Origin of the sequence: Caulobacter sp. 1776 (assembly GCF_040545685.1) — a bacterium.
In the GTDB taxonomy this organism is placed as follows: domain Bacteria; phylum Pseudomonadota; class Alphaproteobacteria; order Caulobacterales; family Caulobacteraceae; genus Caulobacter.
Window position 1 is genome coordinate 495,048 of the sequence record NZ_JBEPMI010000004.1, and the last position, 18,308, is coordinate 513,355.

Below are 18,308 nucleotides of genomic sequence, written 5' to 3' on the forward strand. Positions count from 1 at the left end.
TGGCGGTCTCGTGAAAGGCCCGACGATTGGTTTCGGCGACCCTGGGTATTCCAAGGGTTCGGTCCAGAGCGGAAAATCGGGAAGTCCGATTAGTCGGAACAATGCGTTGCGAATTCAGCAACCTTGCCCCTAGCATGACCCGAAAATTGCAACCGGGAGGGTCCGATGTTGGACTTCGGGGACCTGCAGGTCTTCACCAAGGTGGTCGAGGTCGAGAGCCTGACGCGCGCCGGCGAACTGCTGGGCATGCCCAAGTCGACCGTCAGTCGACGGATCTCCCGACTTGAGGCCCATCTCGGCTCTCAGCTCCTCCATCGCAACAGCCGCGTCGTCACCGTGACGCCCGACGGCGCGATCTTCTTCGAGTACTGCCTGCGAAGCCTTGGTCTGTTGCGCGACGGCGAGCGGGCCCTGCAGAGCCAGCAGCGGCAGCCGCAAGGCTTGGTGCGCCTAGCCTTGCCGCATGCGCTGGGCCTGACTCTAATGGCGCCTTTGCTCACCGAGTTTCTCGAGCTCTATCCGGACCTTCGCGTGGTCACCACGCTTGCCGACGATCCGACGAGCCTGCTGCGCGAAGGCTACGACCTCGCCGTCGCTCCGGGGCCCCTGGCCGACTCCGGACTCTACGCCGTGAAGCTGGGCGCCAGCGAGGCCGGCGCCTTTGGCGCGCCGACCTACTTCGAGCGCAAGGGAATGCCGCAGAGCCACGCGGAACTGACGCGTTTCGACCTGCTGGCCGCCGGGGCGGTGGATCGGAACTATCGCTGGATGCTCAGCGACGGGCGTCACGACATCGCCGTCTCATTCGCCCCGCGCCTCGTTTGCAACGACCTGCTGATGCTGCGCGAGGTCGTGCTGGCCGGTCTGGGCATCGCCAACCTCCCCGCCTTTCTGTGCAAGCAGGATCTCGCCGAGGGCCGGCTGGTCGACACCCTGCCCGGCTGGAAAACCGAGGACGTCGCCTTCCACGCGGTGTTCACCGATCCCAAGACGCTGCCCACCCGGGTCCGGGCGCTGATTGATTTCATGGTCGAGCGTCTGCGTCGCCGATTGTCCTGGGAGGTCGACTGATCGTTGCCGATCGTGGGACGCAGCGTTCCACATTTCCGCACTGGGAGCACAACCCGCTTTTGGGGCAGCGTTGCGTCATAAGGGGAGGCCAGGGTGACGACGCCGCAAATGCAGCCAATGCGCGACGCAGAGCAAAGCTATCCGGCCCAGCGCGCGGCCTTGATGGACCTCTTCAACGCCGCGCTCGACGCGGTCTCGGCCCGGGCGGCCATGCCCCGGCACTTGCCCACCGCCGCCCGTGGCCGAACGGTCCTGCTGTCGATCGGCAAGGCCGCCGACGCCATGGCCCGGGTCGCCCTCGAGCGTATCGGCGCCGAGGTTACGGGCCTTGTCGTCACTCGCTATGGCCACCTCGAGCCCGGTCCTCGGCCCCAAGGCCTCGAGGTCATCGAGGCGGGCCACCCGGTGCCAGACAACAACAGCCAGCGCGCGGCCCAACGGGCGCTGGAAATGGCCCACGGCTTGACCGCTCACGACCAGTTGCTGGTCCTGCTCTCGGGCGGAGGCTCCGCCCTGATGTCCTCCCCCGCCCCTGGCGTCAGCCTGGCCGACAAGCAGGCCGTGACCCGCACGCTGCTGCAGTCCGGCGCGACGATCGGCGAGATCAACTGCGTCCGGAAGCACATCTCCAGGATCAAGGGCGGACGCCTGGCCCAGGCGGCGGGGCCAGCCAAGGTCACCACTCTGATCATATCCGACGTGCCGGGTGATGACCCCTCGTTCGTATCGTCGGGTCCGACCACGCCCGACGCCACCACCCTGGAGATGGCGCGCGAGATCCTCCATCGCTACGGCGTGGCCGCGCCGCCCAGCGTCACCGCCGCGCTCGACGATCCCAGCAACGAGACCCCCGTCAGCGACAGCCTGGGCTTGGCCGGCGCCGAAACCCTGATCATCGCCCGGGCGCGCGACGCCCTCGCCGCCGCCGCCAAGCGAGCCGAAGCCATGGGCTTCGTGGTCAGCGGCCTGGGCGATCAGCTGCAGGCCGAGGCCCGGCACCTGGGCGCCAGCCACGCCGCCCTTGCTCGCCGCCTCGGCGCGGACGGCAAGCCGCGCGCCATCATCTCCGGCGGCGAGACCACCGTCACGGTGACCAACAAGGCTGGCCGCGGCGGACGCAATCTCGAATACCTGCTGGGCTTGGCCATCGCCCTGCAAGGCGCGCCCGACATCTGCGCCCTGGCCTGCGACACCGACGGCATCGACGGCACCGACGACGCGGCCGGCGCGATCGTGCTGCCCGACACCTTGGTGCGCGCCAAACAGGTAGGCGTCGACCCGGTCCAATACCTGCGCGCCAACAACGCCTACGCCTTCTTCGAGGCGCTGGGAGACCTAGTGATCACCGGTCCGACCCGGACCAACGTCAACGACTTTCGGGCCATCCTGGTGGGCGGCCCGGCCACGCGCGTCGCCTAAGAACGCCCGGGCGAAAGGGAGGAACCATGACCGCGAGCACAGCGCCCCCTCGGGCGAGCGCGCTTTCCACCTATCCCTGGCTCCTGGTGGGCCTGTTGTGGATTTGCGCCTTTCTGAACTCCTCGGATCGATCGCTGCTGGTCGGCGTCATGCCGGCGATCCGCGACGAGTTCGGCCTGACCAACACCCAACTGGCCCTGCCCACGACGATCTTCTTCTGGGTCTATGCGGCGGCCGTGTTCCTCACCAGCCGCTTCGGCGACAAGATGCGGCGTGGCCAGGTCATCATCGCCGGGCTGATCTTCTGGAGCGTGGCGACCGGCTTCGTGTCGCTGTCGACCGGCTTCGCCATGCTGATCGGCGCTCGAGCCTTCGTGGCCATCGGAGAGGCCACCTACTATCCCAGCGCCACGGCCCTGATCAGCGATTGGCATCCCAACAAGACCCGGGGCCGAGCGCTTTCGCTGCACCAGACCGGCGTCTTCGCCGGCGCCTTGGTGGGGTCGTTGATCGCCGGCTTCATCGGCGATCACCTGGGCTGGCGCGCGCCTTTCCTGATCTTCGGCGTGGCTGGCGTGGCCTTTTCGCTACTGCTGTTCAAGTACCTGCGCGACGCACCGCATCGGGACGCCGAACGCGCCGAAAAGCACGACGAACCGCTGGGGATGGTCCTGCGCATCAAGCCGGCCGTGATGCTGTGCGGCGTGTTCTTCCTGGCGACCGCCGCCTCGAACGGCTTGACCATCTGGGCGCCGACCTTCGTCCACGACAAGTTCGCGACGGACCTGACCCGATCGGCCCTGACCGGCGCCGTACCGATCAACCTGGCCGGCATGCTTTCGGTGCCGCTGGGCGGTCTGCTCGCCGACTGGCTGGCCGCGCGTTCGACCATCGGCCGCTTCCATGCTCTGACGATCGGCCTCGCCGCCGCGGGCGTCCTGCTGGCGCCGCTGGCGCTCGCCGACTCCGTCTGGACCGTGGGCCTGGTGCTGCTGACGTCGAGCATCGGCAAGGGCCTGTTCGACGGCTGCATCTACGCAGCCATGCACGACGTGGTGCCTGCCAGGGCGCGTTCCACCGCGGTCGGGATCATGACCATGTCCGGCTTCATCGGCGCGGGCCTCGCACCGCTTTTTGTCGCCAAGGCTGGCGAGATCCTGGGCATGGCCATGGCCATCGCCTCCCTCGCCGCGCTCTATTTCGTCGCTGTCGCCATCCTCCTGGTGTCCAGCAAGACGACCCGCGAGGCGATCCTTCCCCACGACCCTGTCGGAGCCGTGTCATGAGTCCCTCGGCTCTGCTGCTCAACGCGCCGAAGACCCTGGCGTTCGAACCTCTCGACCTTGCGCCCCTGGCCGCGGACGAGGTGCGGATCCGCACGCTGTTCTCAGGCGTCAGCGCCGGGACGGAGCTGTCGCAATATCGCGGCGTCAATCCATTCATGCATCGCCGGTTCGACGAGACCCAGCGCCTCTTCCTGCCGGCGGAAGCGCCCAGTTGGCCCTATCCGGTGCGCAACCTCGGCTACGAGGAAGTCGGCGAGATCATCGAGGTCGGCGCCGAGGTCGGCGATTTGAAGGTCGGTCAGCGGCTCTTCGGCGCCTGGGGCCATCGCACGCACCACGTCGCGACCGCCGACTACGCCCGCGAGCGTCTGCTGCCCGAAGGGGCCGATCCGCGTATTGGCGTCTTTTCCCACATCGGCGCCGTGGCGCTAAACGGCGTCCACGACGCCCAGATCCGCATCGGCGACACGGTGGCGGTCTTCGGCCTAGGCGTGCCCGGCCAGATCGTCGTCCAGGCCGCCCATCGGTCCGGCGCGCGGGTGATCGCCGTCGATCCCGATCCCCACCGCCGCGCGATCGCGCTAGCCCACGGCGCGGCCGAGGCGATCGCCCCCGAGAACGCGGCCGAGACGATCAAGGCGGCCAACTCGGGACGAGGCGCGGACGCCTGTATCGAGGTTTCCGGCGCGCCCGCGGCCCTGGCCGAGGCGATCCGGGCGGTCGCCTACAGCGCGCGCGTCGTGGCCATGGGCTTCTTCCAGGGCGAGGTCATGGGCCTGCGCTTGGGCGAGGAGTTCCACCACAACCGCATCCAGCTGATCTGCTCGCAGATCTCCGGCGTCGCGCCGGAGGCGAGCTATCGGTGGTCCAAACCCCGGCTGTGGCGCACGGCTATCACGCTGCAGCACGAGGGTCGATTGAACCTGACCGACCTCATCACCCACGTCGCGCCGTTCGAGGACGCCATCGACCTCTTCGCTCGCCTGGACGCCGGCGAGCCCGGCCTGCTGCAGACCGTCCTGACCTTCGGAGCCGAGGCATGAAGCGCTTGCGCGTCGGGCTGTTGGGCCCGGGCGGCATCGGCGCGCGTCATGTGGCGGCGCTGAAAAACGCCGGCGATCGTTTCGACTTCGTCGCCGCGTGCGGGCGCGACCTGACACGCACCGGCCAGTTCGTCGCCACCCATGGCGGCGAGGCGTTCACCCGGTTCGAGGCGATGCTTCATCAGGCCCAGTTGGATCTGCTGATCGTCGCGTCTCCCCCGTCGGCCCGCGACGGCGAGGTCGAGGCCGCCGCCGCGCATGGCGTCCATCTTCTCGTGGAAAAGCCCATCGCTTTGGATCTCGACATCGCGGCCGCGATGACGCGCGCGGTCGAGAGGGCCGGCGTCGTGGCCGCCGTGGGTTTCATGTACCGCTTCGGCGACGCGGTTCGGCGATGGGGGGCCTTGCAACGGGCCGGGGGAATAGGCGCACCGGGCCTGTTTTCCGGCAGCTATCACTGCAATGCGCTGCACGCCCCCTGGTGGCGCGAACGGGCGAGTTCCGGCGGCCAGATGCTGGAACAGGTGATCCACCTGATCGATCTCGTCCGCCATACAATGGGTGAGCCCGACACCGTCTACGCCCGCGCCGCCAACCTCTTCCACCAGGCCACGCCCGGCTATGACATCGAGGACGTCTCGGCGCTTCTGTTCGGTTGGGACGACGGCCGCGTGGCCAGCCTCAATGCCAGCAATATCGCCGTCCCGGGACGCTGGCAGAAGGAATGGCGCATCGTCGCCGAGCGCGCCACCAGCCGTTTCCAGGACTGGAACACCGCCACGATCACCCACACCGCCGAGAGTCCCGCGCGCGACGAAGTTATCGCCGGCGCGACCGATCCGTTCGTGGCCCAACTGATCGACCTGCACGACGCGATCACCACCTCCCGCGCGCCAATGATCCCCCTCGCCGAGGGCGAGGCCTCGCTGCGGCTGGCGCTAGCCGCCCGCCAGTCGGCGGACGAGCGCCGCGAAATCCGGTTGCGTTCATGACCTTCGATCCGACGCTGCTGCGCTTCACCCTTGGCGGTATCGGCCTGGGCGCGCTCGTCCCGCTGATCGACGGAGAAATCGTCGCCAGCTTGGCGTTCGCCGCGAACGAAACCCAATGCGTCTGGCACCTGGCCGCGCCGTGGGAAGGCGTGACTCTGCGTCTGAACATCGAGGTCGGAGCGATCACCACTCTGCGACTTAGAGCGGACGGCCTTGCGCCCGATCGCCCTGTCGACAGCCTCGGCCTGCGCTTTGGCGCGGTCGCGGGCGTCGCGCGCTATCTGCGCAACGGCTACCAGAGCTGGGACGGCAGCTTCCTCGTCACGCCGGGTGAGCGGGCCCAGGATCCCAATCCAGCACGCGCGCCCGACCTGGGCTTCGCCTTCACCGGACTTCTCCCGCGCCAGGACAGCGGGGCGGTGATCGTCGGCTTCACGCGGCATGACCGGTTCCAAAGTCGGTTCCATTGGCGCGGAACCGCCGACGACCTCGTGATGGATGTCGAGACCCTGTGGGATCGCGCGCGGCACGCCGGCCAGATCTTCGCCGAACCGATCGTCTTGTTCGAAAGCCTCAGCCTGGAACAGGGCTGCCAAACCTGGGACGACATCGTCGCCGACGCGGCGCCGGTAGCGCCGCGCCGTCTCGACCGCCGCATCACCGGTTGGTGCTCCTGGTACAGCCTCTATGCGGCGATCGACGAGACTCGGATCCTCGATCACCTGGCCGGCGCGGCGGACTTTCGCGACACGCGCGACGTCCCCCTGGAGGTCTTTCTGATCGACGACGGCTTCACGCCGGAAATGGGCGATTGGCTCGACGTCAAACCGCAGTTTCCACGCGGGATGGCGTCGCTACTCGCCGACATCGCCACGGCCGGCTTCACGCCGGGCCTATGGATCGCGCCCTTCATGGTCGGCAATCGCAGCAAGCTCTTCGCACAGCATCCCGACTGGGTCGTGCGCGAGCGCGCAACCGGCGAGCCACTGGTCCACATGAGGTTCTACGGCGAGTTTCGCTGGCACAAGCGCAGCGAGGAATACTACCCGCTCGACATCACCCACCCCGAGGCCGAGGCCTATATCCGCCAGGTGTTCCGCACCTGGCGCGCCTGGGGGTGCGGCTACTTCAAGACCGACTTCATGCTCTTCGGCGCCGAATACGGGCCCGATCGCGCGATCTGGCGTGAGGACGGCGTCTCGCGCATCGCCATCTTCCAGAAGATGATGCGGCTGATCCGCGAGGAGATCGGCGAGGCGCTCTGGCTGGGCTGCGGCTGTCCGCTCTGGGCCTCGATCGGTTATGTCGACGCCATGCGGATCGGCCGCGACATTGGCGTCAGCTGGAAGGGCGACTATTCGGCCGAAAGCCTGCTTCGCGACCAGGTGACCCGCAACCACGCCTCCGGACGTCTCTGGCAGGCCGATCCCGACTGCATCCTGCTGCGTTCACGCTTCCACGAGCTCAGCGATGACGAGGTGCGATCCCTGGCGCTGTTCGCGGGCTTGGCCGGCGGGGTGCTGATGACCAGCGACCACCTCGGCGAACTCTCGCCCGAGCGGGCGGCGCTGTTCGCGGCTCTCCTGCGCGAAACCCGGCTTCGGTGCGAGTTTCCCCAGCTAGGTGTCGAAACCCGGCCCGGCGCCATCGTCCAGACGGCGACCCGCCCTAACGGCGAGGTCCTGACCCATCTGTTCAACGCCAGTAACGTCAAGATGGAGGTGGGCGGACAAGTCCTGCCCGCGCACCATTCCAGGCTGAGCGACGACGGACTCCTCCGATAGGCGCAACACGTCGCGTGGCGCAGCCGTGGAACAAGGTCCGTCACCGGCCGTTACGGCCAAGGTTGAGGCTGTCGCGCGACGCCGTGCGACCTCGACGATTGGACCTGGGCCATGGGTGAAACGCTACGACGCCGGTTCCTGGACCTGCTGTGCTCGATCTATCTGTACAACGAGCACCGCGGCTATACCGCGATCGATCGCATGCTGACGGCGATCCGTCTGAGCTGGCCTGACGATCACGCGCTGATCGCGTTGGTGGAGCGCCACCGCGCCGACGAGCGAAAGCACTATCTGATGTTCCGTCGCTGGTTCGAACGCCGCGGCGTGATGCCGTACAACATCGACCGCGCCTGCGGCCATATCGATCGGTTCGTCGAGATCGTCTTCGGCTCGCCGATCGACGATCTCTCCCCTTTGCTGATCGGCCGCGAAGATCTTTTCGAGCGCCTCTGCCGGGTGATTTCGCTGACCGAGAAGCGCGGACATCGCCAAGTCGCGGTGTTGCTCCGAAAGCCCGCGGTCCTGGCAGACAGCACCCTGACCAAGATCTTCCGCGTCATCGAACAGGACGAACCCAGCCACTGGGCGCCCTATGACGGCTGGCTGCGTGACCACGGCCGCCGGCAGCCCAATCGCTGGGAGCGCGCCATCGACGGCTTTGTCCACGGCGAGTTGCTGGTCCTGAAGCTTCCGGTCCTGTTCCTGACGCCCAGGCTCGCGCGCCGAACAACTTGGCCTGACGCGCGCGACGAGGCTCAAGCGGCTGAGCTGGCTCTGATCGCCGCCTAGTGCGCTAGTGCAACGGCGCGAAATTAACCCTCCATTAATAGATTCGTAAAGTCTACGCGCCGACATTACTCGAAGCTTGAGCATGGAATAGTCTTTCAGTTCAGCATTTTTGACGACAGCTTCGAATTACAATTGCGCCAACCTGCCGCATTACCGGCGCAAATCCCTCAAGATACATTTCGGTTAACCACACTGATTTGTTTTCGCGTATCGAGGGGGCGTCATTGGTATTCGATATCGCCCGCCAGGCGATCTTGCTGGCGCTCGCGGCGGCATGCTGCCTCTCGGCGGAGCCGGCCGCCGCTCAAGTCCTGGAGATCGGCGCCGACGGCGCGGTGACGCGTTTCGACGGTCCGGCGGTCTTTACCCAGGATGGCGTCACGACCTTGGCCCCTATCGTCGAACCGCCGATCCTTGGGACGACGGGCGTTGACACCGTCCGCCAGCAACTCTCGACCGCCGCCGACGCCTACGCCCTGGATCCCAGGCTGATCGAGGCCGTCGCCTGGCGCGAAAGCCGTTTCCGAGCCGACGCGCGTTCGTCCAAGGGCGCGGTGGGCGTCATGCAACTGATGCCCGGCACCGCTAGCGACCTTGGCGTCGACCCGTTCGATGTCAGCCAGAATATTCGCGGCGGCGCGCTTTATCTGCGCCGCATGCTGTCCGAGTTTGGCGGCGACGTCCGCCTGGCCCTGGCCGCCTACAACGCCGGTCCAGCCGCCGTCCGCAAGCATGGCGGCGTGCCGCCGTATGCCGAAACCCAAGCCTACGTGACCTCGATCCTCGGCCGCATGGCCGCATCGGGCGCGTCCATCGCCGCCCCCGCCTTCGGAGCCCCCAACTGATGCGCAAAGCTCTTCTCGCCCTCGCGACCGCCCTCGCCGCCGCCGCCACCCAGGCCCACGCCCAGGCCGTCCAGGCCGATCCACAGGGCTCAGGCGCGCTGCTGGCTGGCGTTACCTGGCTGCAAGGCACACTGATGGGCAATGTCGCCACCGCCGTGGCCGTCATGGCCGTGGCCGCCGTCGGCTTCATGATGCTGACCGGCCGCCTCAACTGGCGCTACGGCGCGACGGTCATCCTGGGCTGCTTCATCCTATTCGGCGCCACGACGATCGTCGGCGGCATCCGCGCCGCCGCCGGGGCCTGAGCCATGGCCGCCCCGCTGGATCGCGACGTAGTGTTCGGCGCCCTGACCCGTCCGCAGATGTTCGCGGGCGTGACCTACAGCTACTTCGTGATCAACGGGGTGGTGACCGCCGAACTCTTCCTGATCACCAAGTCGTTCTGGGCCATCGCGGCCGCGCTGGTGATCCATGCGATCGGCTACGCGGCCTGCCTGCGCGAACCGCGCATCTTTGATCTGTGGCTGACGAAGGTCAGCCGCTGCCCCCGCGTTCCCAACTTCCGGGCCTGGCGATGCAACAGCTACAGTGCGTAAATCCGAAGAAGGAAGCGTCGGCGGGCAAGCGCCTGCCCTATGCGCGCCACCTCGACGACGTCACGCTGGAGACGCGCGATGGCCTCCTGATTCAGGTCATCCACCTGGCAGGCCTGCCGTTCGAGACGGCCGACAGTGAGGAGCTAAACTACCGCAAGGCCGTGCGCGACGTGATGCTGCGTGGTCTGGCCAGCTCCCGGTTCGCGATCTATCACCACGTGGTCCGCCGCCAAGTCGACGCCCAGACGCAGGGCGTATTTCCCGACGCCTTCAGCGCCGACCTCGACGCGACCTGGAGCGAGCGCCTGGCCGCGCGGAAGCTCTACGTCAACGACCTGTTCCTGACGATCGTCCGCCGCCCGCTGCAGGGCCACGGCGGCCTGATCGACGGCTTCCTTCGCGCTCTAAAAGGGACCGGCAAGGCCGAGGCCGCCGCGACCCAGGCCGCCGACCGCCGCGAACTGGACAGCGCCCGCGACAGCCTGATCTCCGCCCTCGCCCCCTATGGCGCCCGAGCTCTGGGAATCTACGACGGCGCGGCCGGACGTTGCTCCGAACCGCTGGAATTCCTGTCCTGCCTCTACAACGGCGAGATGCGCCCGGTGTTGGTTCCGCAGGGCGACGCCGGCGACTACCTGCCCTATCGCCGCGCCAGCTTTGGCCTGGAGACGCTGGAACTGTCGCGCGCCGGCGCCTTGCCGCGTGGCTTCGGGGCCATGGTGTCGGTCAAGGACTATCCGGCGCAGACTACGCCGGGGATGCTGGACGACCTGCTGCGCCTGCCTTGTGAGATGGTCGTCACCCAGAGCTTTGGTTTCGTCGACCGCCAGCCGACCCTGGAACGGATGAACCTGGCTCTGCGCCGCATGAAGGCCGCCGACGATGACGGCCTTTCGCTCCGCGCCGACCTGACCCGCGCCAAGGACGACGTCGTCTCGGGCCGCACGGCCTTCGGCGAGCATCACCTGACCGTGCTGGTGCGCGGCGAGACGCTCGACACGCTCGACCGCTCGACCGCCGAGGTCATGTCGGCCTTCACCGAGATGGGCGCCATCGCGGTGCGCGAGGACATCAATCTGGAGCCCGCGTTCTGGGCCCAGTTCCCGGGCAATTTCAAGGATATCGCTCGCAAAGCTCTGATCTCGACCGCCAACTTCGCGGGCTTCGCCAGCGGCCACAATTTCCCGGTCGGCCAAGCCGAGGCCAACCACTGGGGGCCGGCCGTCACTCTACTGGAGACGACCTCGGCGGGGCCGTATCACTTCAACTTCCACAAGGGCGATCTGGGGAATTTCACGGTCATCGGTCCGTCGGGTTCGGGCAAGACCGTGGTGCTGAACTTCCTGCTGGCCCAGGCCCGCAAGTACAGCCCGCGCATCGTCTTCTTCGACAAGGACCGCGGCGCGGAGATCTTCCTGCGCGCCATCGGCGGCCGCTACGAGACCCTGCGCCCAGGTCAGCCTACTGGCTTCAATCCGCTGGCTCTGACCGACACCCCGGTCAACCGCAAGTTCCTGGCCGAATGGATCGCCAAGCTGGCAGCCGTCCCCGGCGAGACCCTGTCAGCCGACGACTCCGCGCGGATCAAGGACGCCGTCGACGCCAACTTCGACCAGGCGCCGGCCCTGCGTCGCCTGCGCTATTTCGCCGAGCTGTTCCGGGGCGCGCGCCGCCCCGACGCCGCCGACCTCGCCGCGCGCCTGGCCCCCTGGCACGGGACGGGCGAACACGCCTGGCTGTTCGACAACGATACCGACGGCCTAGACCTCGAACAGGCCACCCTGGGCTTTGACATGACCCAGCTACTGGACGATCCGACCTTGCGGACGCCGGCCATGATGTACCTGTTCCACCGCGTGGAACAGCGTCTGGACGGCCATCCGACCCTGATCGTCATCGACGAAGGCTGGAAAGCTCTGGACGACGACGCCTTCGTCGCCCGCATCCGCGATTGGGAAAAGACCCTGCGCAAGCGCAACGGTGTGGTCGGCTTCGCCACCCAGAGCGCCCAGGACGCTCTCGAGAGCCGCATCGCCAGCGCGATCATCGAGCAGGCCGCGACCCAGATCTTCATGGCCAACCCGAAGGCCCAGGCCAAGGACTACTGCGAAGGCTTCGGCCTAACCGCGCACGAGTTCGAACTGGTCAAAACCCTGCCCGACACCGCGCGCTGCTTCCTGATCAAGCACGGGACCGACAGCGTCGTGGCCCGCCTGAACCTGGCCGGCGCGCCCGAACTGCTGACCGTGCTTTCAGGCCGCGAGACGTCGGTCCGCAAACTGGACGCGCTACGCGAGCAATTGGGCGACGATCCGCGGGCTTGGATGGCCCGGCTGCTGGAGGCCGCGTGACCATGGCCGGATGCGCTCAATCTCCCGCCGACGCAGAGATGGTCCAGGGCCTGATCGGCTCGGTCGACTGCCGGGTGCATGATCTGGCTCAAACCGGCTACGCCACCCTGGCCGGTGCGGGCTCGCCCGTCGGCCTGCTGCTGACCGGCTTGCTGACCCTGTATATCGTCTTCGTCGGCTATCGCCTGATCCTAGGTCGTGGCGGCCTACGGGTCGGCGACGCCACCCTGATGATGATCAAGATCGGACTGGTCGTGGCGCTGGCCACCAACTGGACGCTGTTCCAGACACTGGTCTACGACACCTTGACCAAAGGTCCCGCCGAGATCGGCGGCTTGTTGCTGGGCGGCGACGCGCCTTTCGCGCGCCTGCAGGACGCCTTCGACGGCCTACAAAAGTCGGCGGTCTTGATGGCCAGCCGAGCCGGCTCGGGCCCGGCGGCAATGCAGGGCGGGCCAGGCTTCGGAGCCTTCGCCGTCAATACCGGCGGCTTGACCCTGGTGCTGTCGACCCTGGGTGTGCTGCTGGCCAGCAAGGTTGTATTGGCCATTCTTCTAGCCTTGGCCCCACTGGTCGCCGGCCTGACCCTGTTCGAGGCCACGCGTGGCCTGGTCGAGGGCTGGCTGAAAGCGATGATCGCTCTGGCGCTGACGCCCCTGGTCGCCACCCTGACCTTGTCGCTGGAGCTGGCCATGATGGCGCCGTCGTTAAAGGCCCTCGCCGAAGCGCGCGCAGCCCAGCAGTTCGCGGCATTCGACATCGATCCGGCCGTGACCGTGCTGGTCCTGACCTTGGTCTTCGCCCTGGTGATGGTCCTGGCGGTGATCGCTCTGAGCGTCGTCGCCGCGGGCCTGCGCCTGCCGCGCGGACTGGCCGGCGCCCCCTGGTCGGACCGCAACGCCGCTCCGGACACGCCGCGCTACGCCGCGTCCCAGGTCGAGCCGATGAGTCGGGCCGCCACCATCGCGGCGGCCGCCGTCGCGCTGGATCGCCGCGAAACCAAAGCGCCCGCCTCCGATCCCATCGCGCCGCGCCTGCTGACCGTGGTCTCTGATCGGGGCTCGCCCGTCTCGACCGCCCATGCCGGCCAAGCCGCCCCGCTGGGCCACAGCTATCGCCGCACACCCGCCCCCCGCCGCGCCGCCTCGGGCGCCCGGAGAGATCAGTGACCTTCGCTTACCCCCGTCTGTTAACCACGCTTGCCTTCAGCATCGCGCTGGCCGGCCCCGCCCTGGCCACCGAGACGCCGCGCCCCGGCGTCGTGGACCCCCGCATCCGCACCGTCGCCTACGACCCCGACCAGGTCGTGCGTCTGACCGGCTATTTCGGCATCCAGACCATGCTGGAGTTCGCCCCCGACGAGCGGATCGAGAACGTCTCGATCGGCGACGCCATGGGCTGGCAGGTGACGCCGAACAAGAAGGCCAATCTGCTGTTCCTAAAGCCGCTGGACCGTACGGCCGCCACCAACATGACCGTGGTCACCGACCGGCGCCGTTACGTGTTCGAACTGGTCGTCGCCGCGCCGAAGGCCTCGACCAAGGACCTCGCCTACGTCGTGCGTTTCCTGGTCGCCACGCCTGCGCCGGTCATCGTGGCGGCCTCGCCGCCCCCGCCGACCGCGCCCGTGGCGCGAAACAGCGCCTACAGCACCAAGGGCGACGCCACGATCCAGCCGACCAAGGTGTTCGACGATGGCGCGGCGACCTATTTCGCCTGGCCCCAACAGGCCGACCTCCCGGCTGTGTTCGTGGTCGGCGCCGACGGCGTCGAGGGCCTGGCCAACGCCGTGGTCCGCGACGGCTATCTGGTCGTCGACCAGCTGGCGCCGCGCTTCGTGCTGCGCTCGGGCAAGTCCAGCCTGACCATCACCAACGCCGCGTTCTCCGCCCATCAGGAGGCCGCTCGATGACCGATCCGCGCCAATCCGCCCAAGTGGTCGAAGACCTCGCCGCCGCCGACGCCCAGGTCCGCCCAACCGTCGCCCGCGCCCATGCCGGCCTGCCGACGCCCGTGATCATGGCCGGCTTCGGCGTGCTGGGGCTTGGCGTCTTCCTGTGGATGTCCAGTCACCGCGCCGACGCCCACACACGTCCGGTCGCGACTAGGCCCGCTGCGCCAGCTGCGCCCGCCGCGACCGCGCTCACCGCGCCGCCGGCGCCGCCGGCGCCGCCGATCCCTGGTCCGCAATTCACCGAGAACAACAGCCTGCCGCCGACGCCGGCGCAGGTCGCCGCGATGGCCGCCGAACCCTTGCCGCCGACACCCGCCGTCGACTCCGACCAGCGCCGCCGCGCCCCGACCCTGGTGGTCGACTTCGGCGGCGCGCCGATCCTGATCAAGGCCAGCGTCGAGGCCGGCCAAACCATGTCGACAGCCAAGAGCACCCCGGCCGACACCGGCCTGAATCCCGACGAGCGCTTCGCCGACCGGGTCTCAACCAGCGACGCCGAGCCCGCCAAGGCCACGGTCATGCGTGACCTCGACGCCGTCATCCCGCAGGGCGCGGTGATCCCGGCGGTGATGGAGACCGCGATCAACTCCGATCTGCCGGGTCTGGCCCGCGCCATGGTCACGCGCGACATCAAGAGCTTCGACGGCTCCACGGTGCTGATCCCGCGCGGCAGCCGGGTGATCGGCCAGTACAAGTCGGGCGTGGCCCTGGGCGCCTCGCGCGTCTTCGTGATCTGGACCCGAGTGATCCGTCCCGACGGCGTCTCGATCCAGATCGCGTCTCCCGCCGCCGACCCGCTGGGCCGCGGCGGTCTGCAGGGCAAGGTCGACCGCCATTTCTTCAGCCGCTTCGGCGGCTCGATCCTGATGTCGGTGCTGAACGCCGGCGTCGCCGCCGTCGGCAACGCCCGCTCGACCTCGCAGATCTATATCGGCACGGCGGCGGAGGCGGCCAATCTAGCCGGTACGGCCGTCAAGTCCGACCAGCGCGTCTCGCCTACCATCCAGACCGCCCAGGGCGCGCCGGTGACGATCTTCGTCGCCCGCGATCTCGACTTCTCGGGCACGCGGAAATGAGCGCCCACGCCACCAAGCTGGGCGTCTATCTGGAGGCCTATCTGGCCCCGCTCGCGCCTTGGCTGGCCGAGCCGGCGGTGACGGATCTCTATGTCAATCGCCCCGGCGAGCTGTGGATCGAGCGGCTGGGCGGCGCGGCCGAGCGCGTCGAGGTTCCCGCCCTCGATGAAACCAACCTCTGGCGGCTGGCCCGTCAGGTGGCCAGCCTGTCGAGCCAGGGCGTCAGCCGCGAGCATCCGCTCCTATCGGCGATGTTGCCCGACGGCGCACGGGTGCAGGTGGTGGCGCCGCCCGCCACGCGCGAGGGCGTGGCGCTCGCCATTCGCAAGCACGTGGTCAGCGATCTCAGCCTCACGGACTACGCCGCGTCCGGCGCCTTCGACCAGACGCTGGCGCCTCAAACCAATTCGGACGCGATCCTGCGCGCCTTCCTCGACGCTGGCGATATCCGCAACTTCCTGGCCGCCGCTGTGCGCGCGGGCAAAAACATCGTGGTCAGCGGCGGCACCTCGACCGGCAAGACCACTTTCCTCAACGCATTACTCAAGGAAGTGCCGCTTCATCAGCGCTTGGTGCTGATCGAGGACGCGCCAGAGATCCGCCTTATCCATCCCAACGCCGTCGGCCTGGTGGCCGTGCGCGGCGAACAGGGCGAGGCCCGCGTCACGGCCGAAGATCTGCTGCAGGCCTCTCTGCGTCTGCGGCCCGACCGCATCATCCTGGGCGAACTGCGGGGAGCCGAGGCGTTCAGCTTCCTGCGCGCGGTATCTAGCGGCCATCCCGGCTCGATGACCACCGTCCATGCCGACAATCCCGCCGGCGCCGTCGACCAGTTGGCGCTGATGGCGCTGCAGGCGGGCGCCAACCTGCGTCGCGCCGACGTCGTCGACCATGTCCGGCGTGTCGTCGACGTCTTCGTCCAGCTTCATCGCCAAAACGGCGTCCGCGCGGTCCGGGAGGTCGTCTTCCAGGACCGCTAAACCCTCATCCGGCCTCGTTTCTTTCTGGTTTTCCAGCTTCAGGCGCACCGCCCGTTGGCGCGTCAGGGACTTCGTCATGCGTAAACAGTACTTCGGCTCGGCGGCGGCGTTGAGCCTGGCCTTCTTCCTCACCGCTTGCGGCGGCGGCGGTTCGAGCGGCGGCGGCTCGGCTGGCCGCGATGCGCCGGCGTCAATCTCGACCGGCGGCTCGGGCGGCACCCTCCCGAACGCGCCAACCGAATTCACGCATGACGCGGCCGCTCGCCTGGCCAAACAGACCAGCTTCGGCTCGACGTCTGAGCTGATCGCCCACATCTACGACCTTGGCAGCCCGGAGGCCTGGCTGACCGAGCAGTTCGCTCTGTCGTCCAGCACCTATGCCGACCTGGCCGCCAAGCCGGTGCTCGGCAATGTCTGCTCGACCCTGACCGGGACAGACCTGACCAACTGCAATCGCGAGAACTTCTCGGCGACGCCGATGCAGATGCGGTTCTACGCTAACGCCATCGGCAAGGACGACCAGCTCCGCCAACGGGTCGCTTTCGCGCTGTCGCAGATCGTCGTGGCCTCCGAGGTTGAAGTCCACAACACCGCCGGCCTGGCGACCTTCAACCAGATCCTGCTGGGCAACGCGTTCGGCAACTACCGCGACATCCTCAAGGCGGTCACTCTGAACCCGTACATGGGCGACTACCTGGATATGGCCGACAGCAACAAGGCCCAGCCCAACGAGAACTATGCGCGCGAGCTGATGCAGCTGTTCTCGGTTGGCACGGTGCTGTTGAACTCCGATGGCACGCCGCAAACCGACAACACCGGCGCGACCATCCCCACCTACAGCAACACCGACGTCAAGGAAGTGGCCCGCGCCCTGACGGGCTGGACCTATGCCCGTCTCAACGGTGCGGCGCCGACGGACAACAACAGTCGCGACTGGACCCAGCCGATGGTGGTCTACGCCACGCGCTACGACACCGGAGCCAAGACCTTTCTCGGCAAGACCGTGCCGGCCGGCGCCGCCCAGCAGGCCAGCGTCGACGCCGTGGTCGACGCGGTGTTCAACCACCCCAACACCGGTCCCTACATCTGCAAGCGCCTGATCCAGCAGCTGACTATCGCGAACCCGACCCCTGCCTATGTCGGTCGCGTCGCGGCGGTGTTCGCCGACAACGGTTCGGGCGTGCGCGGCGATCTGAAGGCCGTGGTTCGCGCCATCTATCTCGACAGCGAAGCGCGCACCGTCTCGCAGCTGCCGGGCAAGGTGAAGGAGCCGGTGCTGCTGGCGACCTCGCTGGCCCGCGCCATCGGCTACAAGACCGACGGCTATGCCTTTCTCACTCGCGACGCGGGCATGGGTCAGGCGCCGTTCCGTGCGCCATCGGTATTCAACTTCTATCCCTACGAGTTCCCGCTGCCGCAGGGCGCGGGGCTGGTCAGTCCGGTCAGCAAGCTGATGACGACCTCGACCATGATCGCCCGGCACAACTTCCTCTATGACTGGACGGTCGGCGGCGACGCGACGCGCGGAGAGTTCAAGCCGACCTTAGGCGCGCTCGGTACGGTCCCCGACTGGGCGTCTTGGGAAGCCAACGGGACGAACGACGGCAAGACCATCGACCGGATCAATCTTGTCATGCTGAACGGGACGATGACGCCCGCCCAGCGTCAGGCGATCGCCACGGCCATGGCCGCGATCAAGAACACCGACCCCGCCTTGCAAGCCCGCAAGCGCGCCCAGACGGCGCTGTACATCGTCGCCTCCTCGCCCCTCTTCCAAGTCGATCGGTAAGCGTATGTCCGTCTCTCGTCGTGAAATGATGCAAACGGTCGCCGGCGGCTCGGCGATCGCGGCCCTGGGCCAGCTGGGCCTGTCCAGCGCCCTGGCCGCCGACGCTTCGGGCTACCGGGCCATGGTCGGGGTGTTCCTGTTCGGCGGCAATGACGCCTGGAACATGGTCGCCCCCACCGACGGCCGCTACGCCGACTACGCCAAGCAGCGGGGGTCGGGCATCGCCCTGGCCCAGTCTAGCCTCGTGCCGCTCTCCGGCACGGCCTTTGGCCTGCACGCGGCCATGGCCCCGCTGAAGGCGGTCTGGGACGATGGCGGCCTGGGCGTGGTGCT

Annotated in this window: 16 protein-coding genes and 1 pseudogene; all 17 read left to right on the plus strand. The window is 67.9% G+C overall.

Going from position 1 to position 18,308, the window contains the following annotated elements; all coding sequences use genetic code 11:
* The first annotated feature begins 165 nt into the window (after positions 1-165).
* Entirely contained in the window at positions 166-1,071 is a 906-nt protein-coding gene (locus ABIC66_RS13650; protein ID WP_354070825.1) for a LysR family transcriptional regulator, read from the plus strand.
* 93 nt (positions 1,072-1,164) lie between these two features.
* On the plus strand, positions 1,165-2,490 hold the full coding sequence (locus ABIC66_RS13655) for a glycerate kinase type-2 family protein (RefSeq protein WP_354070826.1): 1,326 nt from the start codon (positions 1,165-1,167) through the stop codon (positions 2,488-2,490).
* 26 nt (positions 2,491-2,516) lie between these two features.
* A complete protein-coding gene (locus ABIC66_RS13660; protein WP_354070827.1) occupies positions 2,517-3,776 on the plus strand; it encodes an MFS transporter in 1,260 nt (419 codons plus the stop codon).
* Positions 3,773-4,819: a zinc-binding dehydrogenase gene (locus ABIC66_RS13665; RefSeq protein WP_354070828.1), complete on the plus strand. Its 1,047-nt coding sequence runs from the start codon at positions 3,773-3,775 to the stop codon at positions 4,817-4,819. Before ABIC66_RS13660 ends, ABIC66_RS13665 begins: the two co-directional genes overlap by 4 nt.
* Positions 4,816-5,811, plus strand: coding sequence for a Gfo/Idh/MocA family protein (locus ABIC66_RS13670; protein ID WP_354070829.1), 996 nt, complete (start codon positions 4,816-4,818; stop codon positions 5,809-5,811). The genes ABIC66_RS13665 and ABIC66_RS13670 overlap by 4 nt, the downstream gene beginning before the upstream one ends.
* A complete protein-coding gene (locus ABIC66_RS13675; protein WP_354070830.1) occupies positions 5,808-7,595 on the plus strand; it encodes a glycoside hydrolase family 36 protein in 1,788 nt (595 codons plus the stop codon). Before ABIC66_RS13670 ends, ABIC66_RS13675 begins: the two co-directional genes overlap by 4 nt.
* A gap of 111 nt (positions 7,596-7,706) precedes the next feature.
* Positions 7,707-8,384, plus strand: coding sequence for a ferritin-like domain-containing protein (locus ABIC66_RS13680; RefSeq protein ID WP_354070831.1), 678 nt, complete (start codon positions 7,707-7,709; stop codon positions 8,382-8,384).
* Between the two features lie 224 nt (positions 8,385-8,608).
* The gene (locus tag ABIC66_RS13685; protein WP_354070832.1) at positions 8,609-9,229 is read left to right on the plus strand and encodes a lytic transglycosylase domain-containing protein; all 621 of its coding nucleotides are present in this window, start codon (positions 8,609-8,611) and stop codon (positions 9,227-9,229) included.
* Positions 9,229-9,534 carry a TrbC/VirB2 family protein gene (locus ABIC66_RS13690; RefSeq protein WP_354070833.1) on the plus strand — a complete coding sequence of 102 codons (306 nt, stop codon included), beginning with the start codon at positions 9,229-9,231 and terminating at the stop codon, positions 9,532-9,534. Before ABIC66_RS13685 ends, ABIC66_RS13690 begins: the two co-directional genes overlap by 1 nt.
* A gap of 3 nt (positions 9,535-9,537) precedes the next feature.
* A complete protein-coding gene (locus ABIC66_RS13695; RefSeq protein WP_056045755.1) occupies positions 9,538-9,825 on the plus strand; it encodes a VirB3 family type IV secretion system protein in 288 nt (95 codons plus the stop codon).
* Entirely contained in the window at positions 9,804-12,176 is a 2,373-nt protein-coding gene (locus ABIC66_RS13700; protein WP_354070834.1) for a VirB4 family type IV secretion/conjugal transfer ATPase, read from the plus strand. Before ABIC66_RS13695 ends, ABIC66_RS13700 begins: the two co-directional genes overlap by 22 nt.
* A gap of 2 nt (positions 12,177-12,178) precedes the next feature.
* Positions 12,179-13,345, plus strand: a complete 1,167-nt coding sequence (locus ABIC66_RS13705; RefSeq protein WP_354070835.1) for a TrbL/VirB6 family protein — start codon at positions 12,179-12,181, stop codon at positions 13,343-13,345.
* Entirely contained in the window at positions 13,342-14,088 is a 747-nt protein-coding gene (locus tag ABIC66_RS13710; RefSeq protein ID WP_354070836.1) for a TrbG/VirB9 family P-type conjugative transfer protein, read from the plus strand. Before ABIC66_RS13705 ends, ABIC66_RS13710 begins: the two co-directional genes overlap by 4 nt.
* A complete protein-coding gene (gene virB10, locus ABIC66_RS13715) occupies positions 14,085-15,206 on the plus strand; it encodes a type IV secretion system protein VirB10 (protein WP_354070837.1) in 1,122 nt (373 codons plus the stop codon). The genes ABIC66_RS13710 and virB10 overlap by 4 nt, the downstream gene beginning before the upstream one ends.
* Positions 15,203-16,186 carry a P-type DNA transfer ATPase VirB11 gene (virB11, locus tag ABIC66_RS13720; RefSeq protein WP_354070838.1) on the plus strand — a complete coding sequence of 328 codons (984 nt, stop codon included), beginning with the start codon at positions 15,203-15,205 and terminating at the stop codon, positions 16,184-16,186. Before virB10 ends, virB11 begins: the two co-directional genes overlap by 4 nt.
* 76 nt (positions 16,187-16,262) lie before the next feature.
* Complete coding sequence (locus ABIC66_RS13725) at positions 16,263-17,975, plus strand: DUF1800 domain-containing protein (protein WP_354070839.1); 1,713 nt, start codon at positions 16,263-16,265, stop codon at positions 17,973-17,975.
* Positions 17,976-17,979: 4 nt separating this feature from the next.
* Positions 17,980-18,308: pseudogene (locus tag ABIC66_RS13730) on the plus strand (hypothetical protein); the annotation flags it as partial.

Coding starts and splice junctions, on each gene's coding strand:
- ABIC66_RS13650 (WP_354070825.1), top strand. CDS start 166: ATGTTGGACTTCGGGGACCTGCAGGTCTTCACCAAGGTGGTCGAGGTC.
- ABIC66_RS13660 (WP_354070827.1), top strand. CDS start 2,517: ATGACCGCGAGCACAGCGCCCCCTCGGGCGAGCGCGCTTTCCACCTAT.
- ABIC66_RS13665 (WP_354070828.1), top strand. CDS start 3,773: ATGAGTCCCTCGGCTCTGCTGCTCAACGCGCCGAAGACCCTGGCGTTC.
- ABIC66_RS13670 (WP_354070829.1), top strand. CDS start 4,816: ATGAAGCGCTTGCGCGTCGGGCTGTTGGGCCCGGGCGGCATCGGCGCG.
- ABIC66_RS13675 (WP_354070830.1), top strand. CDS start 5,808: ATGACCTTCGATCCGACGCTGCTGCGCTTCACCCTTGGCGGTATCGGC.
- ABIC66_RS13680 (WP_354070831.1), top strand. CDS start 7,707: ATGGGTGAAACGCTACGACGCCGGTTCCTGGACCTGCTGTGCTCGATC.
- ABIC66_RS13690 (WP_354070833.1), top strand. CDS start 9,229: ATGCGCAAAGCTCTTCTCGCCCTCGCGACCGCCCTCGCCGCCGCCGCC.
- ABIC66_RS13695 (WP_056045755.1), top strand. CDS start 9,538: ATGGCCGCCCCGCTGGATCGCGACGTAGTGTTCGGCGCCCTGACCCGT.
- ABIC66_RS13700 (WP_354070834.1), top strand. CDS start 9,804: ATGCAACAGCTACAGTGCGTAAATCCGAAGAAGGAAGCGTCGGCGGGC.
- ABIC66_RS13705 (WP_354070835.1), top strand. CDS start 12,179: ATGGCCGGATGCGCTCAATCTCCCGCCGACGCAGAGATGGTCCAGGGC.
- virB10 (WP_354070837.1), top strand. CDS start 14,085: ATGACCGATCCGCGCCAATCCGCCCAAGTGGTCGAAGACCTCGCCGCC.
- virB11 (WP_354070838.1), top strand. CDS start 15,203: ATGAGCGCCCACGCCACCAAGCTGGGCGTCTATCTGGAGGCCTATCTG.
- ABIC66_RS13725 (WP_354070839.1), top strand. CDS start 16,263: ATGCGTAAACAGTACTTCGGCTCGGCGGCGGCGTTGAGCCTGGCCTTC.